At 72.1% G+C, this 14,653-nt stretch carries 15 protein-coding genes; 8 read left to right on the plus strand and 7 right to left on the minus strand.

What is annotated here, in order from left to right; all coding sequences use genetic code 11:
- Positions 1-37 precede the first annotated feature (37 nt).
- Positions 38-853: an SDR family NAD(P)-dependent oxidoreductase gene (locus STRVI_RS16180; protein WP_014056736.1), complete on the minus strand. Its 816-nt coding sequence runs from the start codon at positions 851-853 to the stop codon at positions 38-40.
- A gap of 610 nt (positions 854-1,463) precedes the next feature.
- Here STRVI_RS16180 and STRVI_RS54305 point away from each other — a divergent pair.
- A complete protein-coding gene (locus STRVI_RS54305; protein ID WP_251982635.1) occupies positions 1,464-1,889 on the plus strand; it encodes an ATP-binding protein in 426 nt (141 codons plus the stop codon).
- Complete coding sequence (locus tag STRVI_RS16190) at positions 1,886-2,398, plus strand: hypothetical protein (protein WP_014056739.1); 513 nt, start codon at positions 1,886-1,888, stop codon at positions 2,396-2,398. Before STRVI_RS54305 ends, STRVI_RS16190 begins: the two co-directional genes overlap by 4 nt.
- Here the strand turns inward: STRVI_RS16190 and STRVI_RS55950 are convergent.
- Positions 2,395-3,360: a hypothetical protein gene (locus STRVI_RS55950; protein ID WP_063644250.1), complete on the minus strand. Its 966-nt coding sequence runs from the start codon at positions 3,358-3,360 to the stop codon at positions 2,395-2,397. The two genes, STRVI_RS16190 and STRVI_RS55950, sit on opposite strands and share 4 nt — an antisense overlap.
- 221 nt (positions 3,361-3,581) lie before the next feature.
- Positions 3,582-4,004 (minus strand): nuclear transport factor 2 family protein, encoded by a 423-nt coding sequence (locus STRVI_RS16200; RefSeq protein ID WP_014056740.1) that lies wholly within the window; start codon positions 4,002-4,004, stop codon positions 3,582-3,584.
- Between the two features lie 115 nt (positions 4,005-4,119).
- On the opposite strand from STRVI_RS16200, the gene STRVI_RS16205 reads away from it, so the two are divergent.
- The 4 genes from STRVI_RS16205 (at position 4,120) to STRVI_RS16220 (ending at position 9,169) form a co-directional block, all read left to right on the plus strand.
- Entirely contained in the window at positions 4,120-4,731 is a 612-nt protein-coding gene (locus tag STRVI_RS16205) for a TetR/AcrR family transcriptional regulator (RefSeq protein WP_014056741.1), read from the plus strand.
- Positions 4,732-4,936: 205 nt separating this feature from the next.
- A complete protein-coding gene (locus STRVI_RS16210; RefSeq protein ID WP_014056742.1) occupies positions 4,937-5,791 on the plus strand; it encodes a caspase family protein in 855 nt (284 codons plus the stop codon).
- A gap of 98 nt (positions 5,792-5,889) precedes the next feature.
- Positions 5,890-7,998: a SpoIIE family protein phosphatase gene (locus STRVI_RS16215; RefSeq protein ID WP_014056743.1), complete on the plus strand. Its 2,109-nt coding sequence runs from the start codon at positions 5,890-5,892 to the stop codon at positions 7,996-7,998.
- Between the two features lie 46 nt (positions 7,999-8,044).
- The gene (locus STRVI_RS16220) at positions 8,045-9,169 is read left to right on the plus strand and encodes an asparaginase (protein ID WP_014056744.1); all 1,125 of its coding nucleotides are present in this window, start codon (positions 8,045-8,047) and stop codon (positions 9,167-9,169) included.
- Here the strand turns inward: STRVI_RS16220 and STRVI_RS16225 are convergent.
- Both STRVI_RS16225 and ligD read right to left on the minus strand, forming a co-directional pair.
- Positions 9,153-10,160: a GlxA family transcriptional regulator gene (locus STRVI_RS16225; protein WP_014056745.1), complete on the minus strand. Its 1,008-nt coding sequence runs from the start codon at positions 10,158-10,160 to the stop codon at positions 9,153-9,155. The two genes, STRVI_RS16220 and STRVI_RS16225, sit on opposite strands and share 17 nt — an antisense overlap.
- 34 nt (positions 10,161-10,194) lie before the next feature.
- A complete protein-coding gene (gene ligD, locus STRVI_RS16230; protein WP_014056746.1) occupies positions 10,195-11,199 on the minus strand; it encodes a non-homologous end-joining DNA ligase in 1,005 nt (334 codons plus the stop codon).
- A 78-nt stretch (positions 11,200-11,277) separates the two neighbouring features.
- Here ligD and STRVI_RS16235 point away from each other — a divergent pair, with 78 nt between their 5' ends.
- Entirely contained in the window at positions 11,278-12,354 is a 1,077-nt protein-coding gene (locus STRVI_RS16235; RefSeq protein WP_043235996.1) for an ATP-dependent DNA ligase, read from the plus strand.
- Positions 12,355-12,397: 43 nt separating this feature from the next.
- Here STRVI_RS16235 and STRVI_RS16240 read toward each other — a convergent pair whose 3' ends face one another.
- Both STRVI_RS16240 and STRVI_RS16245 read right to left on the minus strand, forming a co-directional pair.
- A complete protein-coding gene (locus STRVI_RS16240; protein ID WP_014056748.1) occupies positions 12,398-13,066 on the minus strand; it encodes a dienelactone hydrolase family protein in 669 nt (222 codons plus the stop codon).
- A 40-nt stretch (positions 13,067-13,106) separates the two neighbouring features.
- Complete coding sequence (locus STRVI_RS16245) at positions 13,107-13,892, minus strand: SigB/SigF/SigG family RNA polymerase sigma factor (RefSeq protein ID WP_014056749.1); 786 nt, start codon at positions 13,890-13,892, stop codon at positions 13,107-13,109.
- A gap of 162 nt (positions 13,893-14,054) precedes the next feature.
- Between STRVI_RS16245 and STRVI_RS16250 the strand changes: the two genes are divergently transcribed.
- Positions 14,055-14,651 carry an HhH-GPD-type base excision DNA repair protein gene (locus STRVI_RS16250; RefSeq protein WP_043235998.1) on the plus strand — a complete coding sequence of 199 codons (597 nt, stop codon included), beginning with the start codon at positions 14,055-14,057 and terminating at the stop codon, positions 14,649-14,651.
- The last annotated feature ends 2 nt before the right edge of the window (positions 14,652-14,653 follow it).

The raw sequence follows: 14,653 nt of genomic DNA on the forward strand, positions 1-14,653 counted from the left end.
TGTCCGGAGCGCCTCCGCTCGGGGGAGCGCCGGGGGGTCAATACCCTCCCGGCGTGGGGGCGTTCTGGGCTCGGTCGACGGGCAGATGCGCACCCGAGACCCCGCTCGAGGCGTCCGAGAGCAGGAACGCCACGACCTGGGCGACCTCCCGCGGGGTGACCAGTTCACCGTGTGGCAGCTCGGCCGTGAACCGGGCGTATGCCTCGGGCGCTTCGGTGCGCATCCGGTCCCACCGCTTCCCGGGGATCAGCATGGACCCAGGGGAGACGGCGTTCACCCGGATCCCGACCGGGCCCAGCTCACGGGCGAGCGAGGCCGCGAGATGGATCTGGGCGGCCTTGGCCGCCCCGTACTGCGCCTGGGGTCCCGGCTTCCAGCCGGAGATGGAGGCGATCACCACCACGGAGCCGCCGCCCGCGCGGCGCAGATGCGGCACCGCGGCCTTCACCAGCCGTGCCGTATGACCCACGTTCATCTCCCAGGTCAGCGACCAGTCCTGGGGGCCGGCGTCCTCGATGCCGCGGCCGCGGGCGCCACCGGCGCAGGCCACCACGCCGTCAAGACCGCTGAAACGTATCCCCGCCGCATCGACGAATTCCTCCAGCAGCCCCGGCTCGGTGACATCCAGCGCACGGGTGAACAACTCCCCGTGGCCCTCGGCGCTCAGGGACGCCGTGAGGGACCGCAGATCCTCCGGTGTCCGCGCACACGTGGCCAATCGCGCCCCACCGGCGGCCAATAGCCGTACGATCTGTTCACCCAGCCCCCGGGAGCCCCCGGTCACCAGGACCCGTTTGGCGTCCACACCGGACCGCTGCCCCGGGCCGAGCCGCCCCTCGCGGCCGTCGCTCACGCTTGCCACGTCCGGACCGTACAGCCCGAACCACTACGCCCGTACAACCGGACAACCCCCATGCCCTCTCGCCCACCGGCCGGTCCAACCGTTTGTCTACATGAACGGCGACCGACGGCGCTTTGCGCTGCCTTCGAAGGAGGAACCATGCCGGTATCCGGCACTCACCGCGACCGGGCCGTCTCCGTCCGGGGCAGCTTGTCCAGGCGGGTCGGGTGGGGTGTGCGCACCACCTGTCACCAGCTCAGATGCCAGGCGGTCGGTCGCCAGAATGCGCTTACCCGCTCATCGGAGCATCAATCACTCCATGGGCCCGTATGCCACCACAGCCCACAGACCGACGAGGAGCGTGAGGACCGACACCGTGAGCCGATCCTTTCCAGGACTGTCGCACAGGCCGGCGTCGGCCGATGAGGAGAGCGAGACGATGGGCGCGAGCCATGGCATCGCGGTCTCCACGGACCGCCCGCGAACCGATCCGGTTACCCGGTCGCGAACTGATCCGCTTACCGGGCCTCGAACCGATCCGGTTACCGGGCCGGGAGCCGATCCGGTTACCGCGCCGGCCGCCGCGGCGATCCCCGTCCCCTGCGCCGGAGGGGAGAGGACGGTGATCCCGCTGGACACCCGCCGGCTCTTCCGGGCGGAGTTCCCCGCCCTTCCCGACCGCGCCGCCGCCGTACGCCGGATGGTCGCCGGGCATCTGCGCGACTGGCGGCTCGGCGCGATCGTGGACCATGTCGTCCTCGCCACCAACGAACTGTTCGCCAACGCCGTGGAGCACGGCAGCTCCGGCCCCGCCGACACCGTCACCATCACCGTCTCGCTGGAACGCTTCGGCCGTGAGCTGCGCGTGGAGGTGGCCGACGGCTCGCCCGTGATCCCGGTCGCCCGCAAGCCGGAGCCGACCGAGGAGTCCGGACGAGGGCTGGCCATCGTCGAGGACCTGGCCCTCGACTGGGGCACCGAGCCGCCCGCCCCCGGAGCCCGGGGGAAGAAGGTGTGGTTCACCCTGCCCCTGGTGGCCACCTCATGAACGCGGGGGCGCGCGGTGACCGCCGGATGCGGGTCACCGTGGAGACCGACGCGGCCGAATGGCTGCTGGCCGCGAGCGACGACCCCGGGCGGGTGCGGCTGCAGTGGGCCAGCGGCACCGGCCTCGCCGATCTGCCGGTGGGCCCCGTCTTCGACCTGGTGCGGATGTGCGACGACATCGGCACCGCGGTGATCCAGGCGCTTCGGCGGCGCGACGCGGCGGGACCGGTGATGCTCGCCACCGCCAGCCATGTGCTCTCCTTCCTCGTGCCGCCCGGATCGGCGGCCGAGTGGAAGGGCTGGCTGGCCGGGACGGCGTACGCGCGCCGCCGCGCAGTGGCCGCGGCGGGGCCCGGCCGGGTGCTGCGCTGCCCCAGGCCCGGCTGTGTCCGGCAGGGCCATGTGTGGCTGATCCGGCCCGGCGGCCCGCTCACCGACAGCCGTACTCTGCGCACCGCCCTGGAGGAGGCCATCGACCGGCCCGGCCTCCCGGATGTGCTGTTCCGCTAGGCGATGTGCTGTTCCGCCAGGCCCTGTCCGGTGGGCCTCGGCGCCTGTTGACGTCGGCGACGGACGCCGCGGGCCCCTGACGGTCCGCCGGACAGCGGGCCGGGCCCAGGGCCTGTCGTTCGGATCAGGCCGGGCTCGCGGGGTCTGGCACGCGCATCTGCGGCGTTGTCGTCACTCGCCGACGCTCCGCGTCGACTCCCTCCTCCGTCTTGCGGCCGCACGCTCCCCCAGCTACCGCTGGGTGGTACCCCCTGACCCCGCTCCCTGATCCGGCCTGATCCAAACGACAGACCCTGGACGGCGGGCGCCGGGGCGAAAGCGGCGGGATGCGCCTCGGTGAAGGCGGCGCGGTGTGCCTCGGCGAAGGCGCGGAAGGAGCGGGGAGCGCGCCCCGTGACCCGCTGGACGGTGTCGGTCGTCCGGTCCTCCGCGCCGTGCCGGATGTCCTCGTCGAGCCCGGCGAGCACCGCGGCGAACTCCGCCGGGATCCCTATCGCCTTCAGCCGCTCCCGCAACTCCCCGGCCTCCACCGCGACATGGCGGGCCGGCCGCCCGGAGACCTCTGTCACCATGTGCGCCGCCTCCGCGTAGCCGAGCGCCTCGGGACCGGTGATGACGTGGTCCGTGTTGTGCGGGCGGTCGTCCAGCAGGGCCCGGGTGGCGACTGCGGCGATATCCGTCGCGTCGACGAAGGCCACCTTGCCGTCCCCGGTGGCGGTGACGATCTCGCCGTCGCCGCGGATGGCATGGGCCACCGCATGGTCACCGGTGAAGTTCTGCATGAACCACGAGGGCCGCAGCACCGCCCACTCCGGAACGGTCTCCTTCACCAGCGTATGCAGTGCGCCGAGGCCCGTGGGCGCTTCGGGGACCGCGGAGGAGCTCAGCAGCACCACCCGTCGTACGCCCTGGGCGACAGCGGTGTTCAGGAACGGCTCGACCACGGGCCGCGGCTCGGCCACCCCCAGGGGGCGAGACGAGATAGATCCGCTCCACGCCGTTCAGCGCCGTTGCATAGCCGGCCGGGTCGTGCCAGTCGAACCGGACGGCCTCGCCCGCCTCGGCCGCTGCCGCGGACTCGGGCCGCCGGGTGGCGGCCAGCGCCCGCGCGCCCTGTGCGCGCACCATCCGCAGCACCTTGGAACCGGTGTTCCCGGTGGCGCCGAGGACCAGAACAGTGGGTTCAGCCATTGGTCCGGTCCTCCTCGGCACCGAAGCTGACCTCGCTGAGCATCAGCGGGTTCCAGTAGTCGCGGTACGAGGCGATCTCGCCGTCCCGGACGGTGATGACGGCGATGTACGAGGGGCGGAGCGGGCGGCCGGACGAGACGGCCACGGCGTCCATCGAGAACTCCACGATCAGCACCTCGGGGTCCTCGGTGCGGTGGATGACCTGATGCGCGACGGCGCGCAGATCGATGTGGTCGGCGTAGTCCCGCACGTATTCGCGCACGGCCTCACGCCCTTCCAGCAGACGCGGCCGGCCGGCCGGGGCGAAGGGGAACTCCATGGTGCCGTCGACGGCCCACAGGTTCGCGAATCCCATCATGTCGTGGTCGAGCAGCAGTTCCTTCGCCCGCTCGAACACCTTGATGCGGTCATCCATGACGTACTTCCTTCTCGCAGGGTGATGCCACAGCCAACGGACGGAACGGTACCGTCCCGTCCGCACATGATAGAACGAGACGGTACCGTCCTGTCCATCTGTTAACCTTGAGGCCATGTCGGACACCAACCGGCGCCCCCCGAGCGGCGCCGCCACCCTGCGCGCGGACAAGACCGCCGCCATCGCCGAGGCCGTTCTGGACGAGCTCGCCGAGCACGGATACGGCCGGCTGTCGATGGAGGCCGTGGCCAAGCGGGCCGGAGTGGGCAAGAGCGCCCTGTACCGGCGGTGGCCTTCCAAGCAGCGGATGGTCATCGCGGTCGTGTCGGAGCTGAGCGTCGCCCTGGTCGAGGAGCCCGACACCGGATCCCTGCGCGGCGATGTGCTGGCCGCGCTTCATCTGGTCGCCGACTGGCTGACCCATCCGCGGTTCTCGCGGATCCTGCCGGACCTGATCGCCGAGGCGCAGCGGGACGAGGAGCTGTTCCAGGCCCTCGCCCGCTGCGTCGGCGAGCCGCGGCGCGCCCGCGCCATCGGCATGCTGGACCGGGCGACCGAGCGCGGTGAGCTGCCGCGGGACCTCGACCGCGAGCTGGCGCTCGATCTGCTCGGCGGGCTGGTCTACTGGCGCGTCTCGGCCCGTGGGGCGGCCCTGGAGCCCGGCTACTTCGAGCGCGCCGCCGATATGGCGCTGCGGGCCCTGGGTGCCCGGCCGCTCGGGGCCTGACGGCCGGGGCGGGGCCGAGGGACGTACGGGACGCCAAGTGGCGGGACGCCAAGGCGGCGGGGCGCCACCTTGGCGGGGCTCCTTCTCCACCGGGCGTCTCCTCCGGATGGGCCGGAGAACAGGGCATGGCGGTGCGCGGCCCCGCATCATCGCTTAGTGACGAGCGGTGGTGAGCCGCCGCGCGTCCTCGACCCTAGGAGCCCCCATGTCAACCGGCCTCTCCGTCCATATCGGACTCAACCAGGTCGACCCCGCCGCCTACGACGGCTGGAGCGGTGAGCTGGGCGCCTGTGAGCAGGACGCCGTCGACATGGCCGGGATCGCCGACGCCGCGGGGTTCGATGTGTCCGACCCGCTGCTGAGCCCGGCCGCCACCGCGGAGACGGTCACCGCCACCCTGGAGGCCGCGGCCGGGCGGCTGGCCGAGGGGGACATCCTCTTCCTCACCTACTCGGGCCACGGCGGTCAGGTGCCCGACCTCAACCACGACGAGACCGGGGACCGGCTCGACGAGACCTGGGTGCTCCACGACCGGCAGTTGGTCGACGACGAGCTCTTCGAGCTGTTCGGGAAGTTCGCCAAGGGGGTGCGGATCTGGCTGCTCTCCGATAGCTGCCACAGCGGCACCGTGGCCCGGCGGCTGCCCGAGATGCTCAGCGCCCAGGAGCTCGACCGGCGCTTTAGCACCGCCGACCCCGCGGAGGTCGGCCGCAGGATCCGGGTCATGCCCCAGTCGGTACAGTCCGCCGTCTACCGGCGCGACCGCGACGCCTACGACCGCATCCAGAACACCCGCACCGCCAAGGACCTCGCCAAAATCGACGCCAGCGTGCTGCAGATCTCCGGCTGCCAGGACAACCAGACCTCCGCCGACGGGATCGTCAACGGCCTGTTCACCGGCACCCTGCTGGAGGTCTGGCGGGGCGGTGCCTTCGCCGGCAGCTACCGGGGGCTGCACCGGGAGATCGTCAAGCGGATGCCGCCCGACCAGACGCCCCACCTCTTCCAGGTGGGTGCGCCGAACTCCGCATTCGCCCGGCAGCGGCCCTTCACCATCTGAACCGGGATCTGTAGCGTGCCCGCGTCATACCCGTGTGCGGCGGCCCGCCGAGCGAGGTATGACAGTAGGAGGGCACGGCGAGCCGGTGAGGTGCCGGTATGACCACGCATGACCGTGTTGACCAGGAGGACGAGGCGGGTATCGGCAGCATGGCGACCGCCCCGGGAGGAGTGCTCGATCTGCTGCGGGTCGCCGCCGTGGCGCTGGACGTCGAGGGGCGGATCGCCCTGTGGAGCCCGGAGGCTGAACAACTGTTCGGTTACCGCGCGGCCGAGGCGCTGGGGCGCCGCGCGGACAAGCTGCTGGTCCACCCGAAGGACCGGCGCGCGGCCGTGGAGCTCTTCGCGCGCGTACGGGCGGGTGACACCTGGGCCGGCGTCTTCCCGGTCCGCCGCCCGGACGGCTCCACATTGAAGGTGGAGTTCCGCACCATGGGCCTGCGCGACGCCCATGGCGAGGGCTACGCGCTCGGGCTGGCCGCCGACGAGGGGACCGTACGCCGGCTGGAGACCGATCTGGCCGTATCCGGCTTCCTGATCGGACAGTCGCCGGTGGGGCTCGCGGTGTTCGACACCGAGCTGCGCTGGCTGCGCGCCAACCCGGCCCTGCAGCAGATGAACTCCATCACCGAGCCCCAGGTGCGCGGCCACCGCGTCGGGGAGGTGCTGCCCGGGCTCGACAGCGAGGCCATCGAGGCCGCGATGCGGCATGTGCTGGAGTCCGGTGAACCGCTGCTGGACCAGCAGAGCATCGGCCGGACCCCGGCCGACCCCGACCATGACCACGCGTGGTCGGAGTCGTACTACCGGCTGGAGGACCCCAGCGGCCGGATCCTGGGCGTCGCCGTCTCCATCATGGACATCTCCCGGCGCCACCGGGAGACCAGCGAGATCGCCGAGGCACGCGAGCGGCTGGCCGTGATCGCCGACGCGAGCGTCCGTATCGGCACCACGCTGGATCTGCGGCAGACCGCCCAGGAGCTCGCCGATGTGACCGTGCCCCGGCTCGCCGACCTCGCGGCCGTCGACGTCCTGGACTCCGTGGTGCACCGCGACGCCACGCCCCGGGTGTGGGCCGACGGCTCCGCCCGCTTCCGGGCGCTCGCCGTCGCCGCCGGCTACCCCACCGACGCCGTCCACGCGGCGGACCCGGTCGGCGAGATCGCCCGCTACGAACCCACCCGGCTGATCACCCAGTGCGTCCGCGAGGCGCGGCCGATCCTGGTGCCGCACGTGACCGAGCAGGACGTACGGCGGATCGCCCGGGACGACGACGCCGCCCGGGTGCTGCTGCGCGAGGGCGTGCACTCGTACATCGCCGCCCCGCTGATCGCCCGCGGCAGTGTGCTCGGCACGCTCAGCCTGCACCGCACCATCAACCCCAGGCCGTTCGACGAGGAGGACCTCACCCTCGCCTGCGAACTGGCCATCCGCGCCGCCCTGTGCATCGACAACGCCCGGCTCTACGCCCGCGAACGCGACGCCGCGCTCACCCTCCAGCGCAGCCTGCTCTCCCAGCAGCCACGCGACCTGGACGGCCTGGAGATCGCCTCCCGGTATCTGCCCGCGGTCAGCGCCGCCGGGGGCGACTGGTTCGATGTGCTGCCCCTCCCGGACGGCCGGGTCGGGCTGGTGGTCGGCGACGTCATGGGCAAGGGCATCCACGCCGCGGCCATCATGGGCCAGCTACGCACCGCCACCCGGGCCTTCTCCCGGCTCGATCTGCCCCCGGCCCAGGTGCTGTGGCATCTCGACGAGATCACGCCCAGCCTCGGGGAGTCCATCGCCACCTGCCTCTACGCGGTCTGCGATCCGCGCACCGGGCGGTGCGAGATGTCCACCGCCGGCCATCTGCCGCCGGTGCTGGTGCAGCCCGGCGGCGAGGCCGAGCTGATCGACATCCCCACCGGCGCGCCGCTGGGCGTCGGCGGCGTCCCCTTCGCCTCGGTGGAGCGGGAGCTGGCCGAGGGGGCGCTGCTGGCCCTGTTCACCGACGGACTGGTGGAAAAGCGCCATCAGTCCCTCGACGTCGGACTGCACACCCTGGTCCAGTTGCTGCGCCGCCACCAGGGCCCGCTGGAGCGGATCTGCGACCAGGTGCTGGCCGCGCTGCACGGGGCGCCCGACGACGATGTGGCCCTGCTGCTGGCCCGGCTGCGCCGCCCTCGCCTGCCGGAGACGTCCGTGGTTACCGTGGAAGGTGGCTGAAGAAGGGCCGACACATCACCCACTCCATCGATGAAACGACGTCCCGATGGCTCAGCTCGCCCGCCGCTTCACCGTAGTGACCGCCCTGGTGGCGGTCGCCCTGGGGACCACGGCCTCCCTCGCCGGTGCCGCGGAGCCGCACCCCAGGCCCACCCCGAGGGTCGCGGTCATCGGCACCGGAGGCACCATCGCGGGCGTCAGCAAGTCCAAGGTGTCCTTCGACGACTACGAGGCGGGCAAGCTCCGGGTGTCCCGGCTGGTGAACGACCTCAGGCCCGAGGTGAACCGGATCGCCGATGTGACCACCCAGCAGTTCGGCAACAAGGACTCCAACAACTACACGATCCCCGAGTACCGCCGGCTCACCGCCGCCGTCGACCACGCCCTGAAGTTCAACGACGGGGTCGTGGTCACCACCGGCACCGACACCATGGAGGAGTTCGCGTACTGGCTGGACCTGACCGTCCGCAGCGACAAGCCCGTGGTGCTCACCGGCTCCATGCGGCCCTGGACGGTGATCGGCTCCGACGCCCCGGCCAACCTCTACAACGCGATCCACCTCGCCGCCAGCGGGCGTACCACCTGCTTCGGCGCCGTGGTGATGCTCAACGACCAGATCCACGCCGCCCGCGAGGTGCGCAAGTCCGACACCCTGCGGCTGAACGCGTTCAGCAGCGGCAGCAGCGGTGAGCTCGGTGTCATCGACCAGAACCACATCCGCGTCGACCGCGCGCCGGCCCGGGTCGAGCAGTGCGGCAAGCCCGGCTGGAAGACCCCGTTCGACCTCGACCGGATCGCCCGGCGACCACTGCCCAAGGTCGACATCGCCTACAGCTACCAGGGCGCCGGACCCCAGGCCATCAAGGCGTTCGCCGACGCCGGGGCGGCCGGGATCGTCACCGCGGGCACCGGGGCGGGCGGCCTCTCCCCGGCCATGACCGAGGCCCGGGACGACGCCGTCAAGAACGGGGTGGTCATGGTCTCCGCCTCGCGCACCGGCTCCGGCGCGGTCTACGACCCCGATGTCCACGGCGTCATCGGCGCCCAGGACCTGACCCCGCAGAAGGCCCGGCTGCTGCTGCTTCTCTCGCTCGCCACCACCCATAACGAGCATCGGATCCAGACGTGGTTCCACACCCTGGGCACCGGACAGTTCACGGCCCGTCGTTAGGGGCGGCGGCGCTGCCCCGGAAGGTGGCGCGGTAGGCGCTCGGTGACACCCCGAGGGCGGTGTGCAGATGCTGCCGCAGCGAGGCGGCGGTGCCGAAGCCCGCGTCCGCCGCGATCCGGTCCACCGGCAGATCGGTCTCCTCCAGCAACTGCCGGGCGCGCTCGAGGCGCCGCTGGGTCAGCCACTGCACCGGAGTCATCCCCACCTCCTCGCGGAACCGCCGGGAGAAGGTCCGTACGCTCATCGACTCCCGCTCGGCCAGCTCCCGCAGGGTCGGCGGACGGTCGAGCCGGGTCAGCGCCCAGGCGCGGGCCGCGCCGGTGGAGCCGCCGCGCTGCTCCGGCACCGGCCGCCGGATGAACTGCGCCTGGCCGCCCTCGCGATGCGGGGCCACCACCGAGCCGCGGGCGACCTCGCCCGCCACCGCCGCGCCGTGGTCGCGCCGGATCATATGCAGGATCAGATCGATACCGGCGGCGTCCCCGGCCGAGGTCAGCACCTCGCCCTCGTCCGCGTAGAGAACGTCCGGGTCGAGCGCGACGGCCGGGAACAGCTCCCGGAACCGGTCGGCCTCCTGCCAGTGGGTCGTCGCCCGGCGGCCGTCCAGCAGCCCCGCGGCCGCCAGCACGAACGCCCCCGTGCAGATCGAGGCGATCCGGGCGCCGGGTCGGATCCGGGCGAAGGCGCCGGTGAGCGGGGCGCCCAGGCGGCCCTCGGCCTGGGGCTCGTCCGGTTCGTTGGCCGCCGGGACGAGCACGGTGTCGGCCTCGGCCAGCGCGTCCGGGCCATGGGCGACACGCATCGTTACGTCGGAGTCGGTGCGTACCTCACCGGGGACGAGCGCGCAGGTCACCACCTCGTACAGCGGCTCACCGGCGGTCGATACGGCCCGGCCGAACAGCCGGTGCGCCATGCCCAGCTCGAACGGCAGCAGCCCGTGGCGCACCAGCACCACCACCCGATGGCGGCCGGGGTGAGCGAAGACGGACATGGCGCGATTCTCGCAGCCGCCAAGGATCCGGCCATCACTTCTTGGCCCGGCTCGGCTGCACCCGCTTCGGCTCGCCCGCGGCCTTCGGATGCTCCGGCGGATAGGGGAGGTCGCCCAGCCCATGCTCTTGCTCGTCCCGTGTGGCCAGCTCCAGGGCGGACTCCAGGCGGAAGGCGTGCTCGTCCATGTCCGCGTGCACATCGCCCAGCTCGCGGTAGCGCACCGGCATGGTGGCCAGGTCGAAGTCGCGCGGCCGGGCGTCGGGGACCTCCGCCCAGCGCAGCGGCGCGGAGACCGGGGCATGGGGGCGGGGGCGCACCGAGTAGGCGCTGGCGATGGTGCGGTCCCGGGCGGTCTGGTTGTAGTCCACGAAGATCTTCCGGCCGCGCTCCTCCTTCCACCACTTGGTGGTCACCCGCTCCGGAGCCCGCCGCTCCAACTCCCGCGCGATCGCGATCGCGGACCGCCGCACCTGGGTGAAGGTCCACTCCGGCGCGATCGGGACGAACACATGCAGCCCCCGGCCACCCGAGGTCTTGGGCCACCCCCGTAGCCCCAGCCCGTCCAGCACCTCGCGCAGCTCCTCCGCGGCCCGTACCGCGTCCTCGTAGTCGGTGCCGGGCTGGGGGTCGAGGTCGATCCGCAGCTCATCGGGGTGTTCGGTGTCCTCGCGCCGCACCGGCCACGGATGGAAGGTCAGGCTCCCCAGATTCGCCGCCCACACCACGGCCGCCGTCTCGGTGGGGCAGATCTCGTCCGCGTGCCGCCCGCTGGGGAAGGAGATACGGCCGGTCGGAATCCACTCCGGCAGGTTCTTCGGGGCCCGCTTCTGGAAGAACGACTCCCCGTCGACCCCGTCCGGATAGCGCTCCAGCGTCGTCGGCCGGTCCCGCAGCGCCCGCAGCGCGCCCTCGCCGACCGCCAGGTAGTAGCGGGCGAGGTCCAGCTTGGTGAAACCGCGCTCCGGGAAATACACCTTCCCGGGGTTGGTCACCCGCACCGTGCGACCGCCGACCGTGAGCTCCACCGACTCTGCCATACGGCCACGCTAGGCCCGCCCGCCCGAGGCCGCCTCCCGGCGGGCGAGCGGCCCGCCACGGGAGCACAATCGGACATCATGGACCTTCCGGTGATGCCTCCCGTCGAGCCGATGCTGGCCAAGGCCGTGGCCACGATCCCGCCCGGGATGCGTTACGAGGGCAAATGGGACGGCTTCCGGGCCATCGTCTTCCGCGACGGGGACGAGATCGAGATCAGTAGCCGCACCACCAAGCCGCTCACCCGCTACTTCCCCGAGCTGGCCGAGGCGCTGCTCGCCAACCTCCCGCCGCGCTGCGTCCTGGACGGCGAGATCATCATCGTGCGCGGCGGACGGCTGGACTTCGACGCCCTGCTGGAGCGGATCCACCCCGCCGACTCCCGGGTGCGGCTGCTGGCGAAGAACACGCCGTCAAGCTTTGTCGCCTTCGACATCCTCGCCCTCGGGGACGCCTCGCTGATGGACACCCCGCTCCGCGAGCGCCGCGAGGCGCTGACCGAGGCGCTGCGCGGCGCCCGGGACCCGGTGCACCTCGCCCCCTGCACCGACGATCTCGACATGGCCCGGCAGTGGTTCGAGCAGTACGAGGGGGCCGGGCTCGACGGCGTCGTGGCCAAGAGCCCCGACCTGCGCTACCGCCCCGGCGAGCGCGTGATGGTCAAGGTCAAGCACGAGCGCACCGCCGACTGTGTGGTGGCCGGGTACCGCGTCCACAAGTCAGGCCAGGGCGTCGGCTCGCTGCTGCTCGGCCTGTACGACGACAAGGGCCGCCTCCAGCACGTGGGCGTCAGCGCCGCCTTCACCGCGCGCCGCCGCCAGGAGCTGCTGGAAGAGCTGGAGCCCCTGCGCATGGAGACCGTCGAAGGCCACCCCTGGGCCGACTGGGCGCGCGAGGAGGCCCATGCCAAGGGCCGGATGCCGGGCGCGCCCAGCCGCTGGACCGGGGTCAAGGATCTGTCCTGGACGCCGGTGCGCCCCGAGCGGGTGTGCGAGGTGGCCTACGACCACATGCAGGGCGGCCGCTTCCGGCACACCGCCCGCTTCCGGCGCTGGCGGCCGGACCGGGAGCCCGAGCAGTGCACCTACGACCAGCTTGAGGAGCCGGTCTCCTACGATCTGCGCCAGGTGCTGGGGTCGTCCGCCGCGGACGCGTAGCCGTTGCTGCCGTCCTTGCCGCCGTCCGTCACCGCTCGGTCCGTCACCGCTTGCCGCCCCGGGCCGGGTTCCTGGCCATCCGTACGAACCAGTCGCGCGCCGCCTCGGCGGCCTCCTCCAGGGTTCCGGGCTCCTCGAACAGATGGCTCGCGCCGGGCACCACATGGATCTCGTGCGGGGCGACGAGCATGGCGGCCGCCTGCTGATTGAGCCGCAGCACCTCGTGGTCGTCACCGCCCACGATCAGCAGCACCGGCGCCCGCACCCGGTTCAGCGCACCGCCCGCGAGATCGGGCCGGCCGCCGCGGGAGACCACGGCCGCCACCCGCTCCGGCCGCTCGGCGGCGGCCGTCAGCGCCGCCGCCGCGCCCGTACTGGCGCCGAACAGCCCCACCGGCAGCGCCGAGGTGGCCGGGTGCCCGCCGAGCCAGTCCACCGCGGCCACCAGCCGCCGGCCCAGCAGTGGGATGTCGAAGCGCAGTTCGGCGGTGATCGCGTCCACCCGCTCCTCGGCGTCGGTGAGCAGATCGAACAGCAGGGTGGCCAGATCCGCGTCCTGCAGCACCCGGGCCACCGCGCGATTGCGCGGGCTGTGCCGGGAGCTGCCGCTGCCGTGGGCGAACGCGACGACGCCGATGGGCTGGTCGGGAAGGGCCAGATCGCCCACGAGCATGGCGTCGTCCGTGGCGATACGGGCGGTCTCGGAGCGCATCGGCCACCTCCTGCCGGGGGGTGCGGGGCTGGGCTTGCGGCTAGGCGTAGGCCATGAGCCCTTGCCGCAGCTCGCTGTAGAGCCGGGAGAGCCTGCGGGATATGTGCATCTGCGAGAAGCCCAGGATCTCACCGATCTGGCTCTGCGAAAGCCCGGCGAAGAACCGCAGATAGAGGACGTAGCGGTCCTGCTCCGACAGTTCGGCGATCAGTACCCGCAGCGCCTCGCGGTTGACGACGCGTTCGATCGCGGCGTCGTCCGCGCCCACCGTCTCGGCGAGCAGCCGCTCCTCGGCGCCCTGGACCGCGGCGTTGAGGGAGAGCGGGGTGCAGGAGGCGCTGGCCTCCAGTCCCGCCATCACGTCCTCCTGGGGCATACCGGTGCGGAGGCAGATCTCATGGATGGTGGGGGTGCGCCCGCCGAGCTCCTGCTCCAGCGCGTCGCGCGCGGAGCGGGTGCGGGAGCGGACCTCCTGGATGTTGCGGGGGATGTGCAGCGTCCACAGATAGTCGCGGAAGTGGCGCTTGAGCTCACCGGTGATGACGGGGATCGCATAGGAGGGGAAGGCATGCCCGAGGTCGGGGTTGTAGCGGTCGACGGCCTTCACCAGGGCCAGCGAGGCGACCTGGGTGAGGTCCTCCATGTTCTCGCCCTTGTTGCGGAAGCGCAGCGCCAGGCGCTTGGCGACGGGCAGCCAGGCGCAGATGATCGTCTCGCGCAGGGCGTCGCGCTCAGGCCCGGACGGGAGCCGGGACAGACGCAGGAAGGCACCGCCGGTGTCGGGAGTGTCGTCATGGCGTCGTTGGCGAGTCGCGGTTGCTGACATGGTCACTCGCCTCCGTGTTCCGATGTCACGGCGGTTCGCCACCAGATTCGCATGCGCCCTCACACCTCGCAATTCGGCCGAGTTGGTGATGTTGTGCACGCTTTTGGGTGGTATGCGCGTTTCATCTGGTTCGTACCGATGGCGGCGGGGTATGGCCAGGGGATGAACGCACGCCTTCGACTCGCCCAGCAGCCCGAGGCGGACGCCCTGCTCGAGCGCGACCCACTGGCCCTGATGATCGGGATGCTGCTTGATCAGCAGGTGCCCATGGAGTGGGCGTTCTCCGGTCCATACACCATCGCGGGGCGTCTGGGCAGGGACCGATTGGACGCCCGGGAGATCGCCGCATACGACCCCGAGCGGTTCGCCGCGCTGCTGTCGGAGAAGCCCGCCGTGCATCGCTACCCGGGCGCGATGGCCGGGCGCGTCCAGCAGCTTTGCGGGTATCTGGCCGAGCACTACGACGGCGACCCGACCGCCATGTGGCGCGATGCCTCCTCCGGTGAGGAACTGCTCCGGCGGCTGAACGAACTGCCCGGTTTCGGCAAGCAGAAGGCGCAGATCTTCCTCGCGCTGCTGGGCAAGCGGCTCGGGGTGCGGCCCAAGGGCTGGCGCGAGGCCGCCGGGTCCTACGGCGAGGAGGGCGCGTATCGCTCGGTGGCCGACATCACCGGGCCCGAGTCGCTGGACAAGGTCCGCGCCCACAAGCAGGAACTCAAGCGGCAGGCCAAGCGGGCCAAGGGCGGCGCGGGAGGCTGAGC

Source organism: Streptomyces violaceusniger Tu 4113, from assembly GCF_000147815.2.
GTDB classification, from domain to species: Bacteria; Actinomycetota; Actinomycetes; order Streptomycetales; family Streptomycetaceae; genus Streptomyces; species Streptomyces violaceusniger_A.

Coding starts and splice junctions, on each gene's coding strand:
- STRVI_RS16215 (WP_014056743.1), top strand. CDS start 5,890: ATGACCACGCATGACCGTGTTGACCAGGAGGACGAGGCGGGTATCGGC.
- STRVI_RS16205 (WP_014056741.1), top strand. CDS start 4,120: ATGTCGGACACCAACCGGCGCCCCCCGAGCGGCGCCGCCACCCTGCGC.
- STRVI_RS16190 (WP_014056739.1), top strand. CDS start 1,886: ATGAACGCGGGGGCGCGCGGTGACCGCCGGATGCGGGTCACCGTGGAG.
- STRVI_RS16240 (WP_014056748.1), bottom strand. CDS start 13,066: ATGCGCTCCGAGACCGCCCGTATCGCCACGGACGACGCCATGCTCGTG.
- ligD (WP_014056746.1), bottom strand. CDS start 11,199: ATGGCAGAGTCGGTGGAGCTCACGGTCGGCGGTCGCACGGTGCGGGTG.
- STRVI_RS16210 (WP_014056742.1), top strand. CDS start 4,937: ATGTCAACCGGCCTCTCCGTCCATATCGGACTCAACCAGGTCGACCCC.
- STRVI_RS16220 (WP_014056744.1), top strand. CDS start 8,045: ATGGCTCAGCTCGCCCGCCGCTTCACCGTAGTGACCGCCCTGGTGGCG.
- STRVI_RS16225 (WP_014056745.1), bottom strand. CDS start 10,160: ATGTCCGTCTTCGCTCACCCCGGCCGCCATCGGGTGGTGGTGCTGGTG.
- STRVI_RS16245 (WP_014056749.1), bottom strand. CDS start 13,892: ATGTCAGCAACCGCGACTCGCCAACGACGCCATGACGACACTCCCGAC.
- STRVI_RS16200 (WP_014056740.1), bottom strand. CDS start 4,004: ATGGATGACCGCATCAAGGTGTTCGAGCGGGCGAAGGAACTGCTGCTC.
- STRVI_RS16235 (WP_043235996.1), top strand. CDS start 11,278: ATGGACCTTCCGGTGATGCCTCCCGTCGAGCCGATGCTGGCCAAGGCC.
- STRVI_RS16250 (WP_043235998.1), top strand. CDS start 14,055: ATGAACGCACGCCTTCGACTCGCCCAGCAGCCCGAGGCGGACGCCCTG.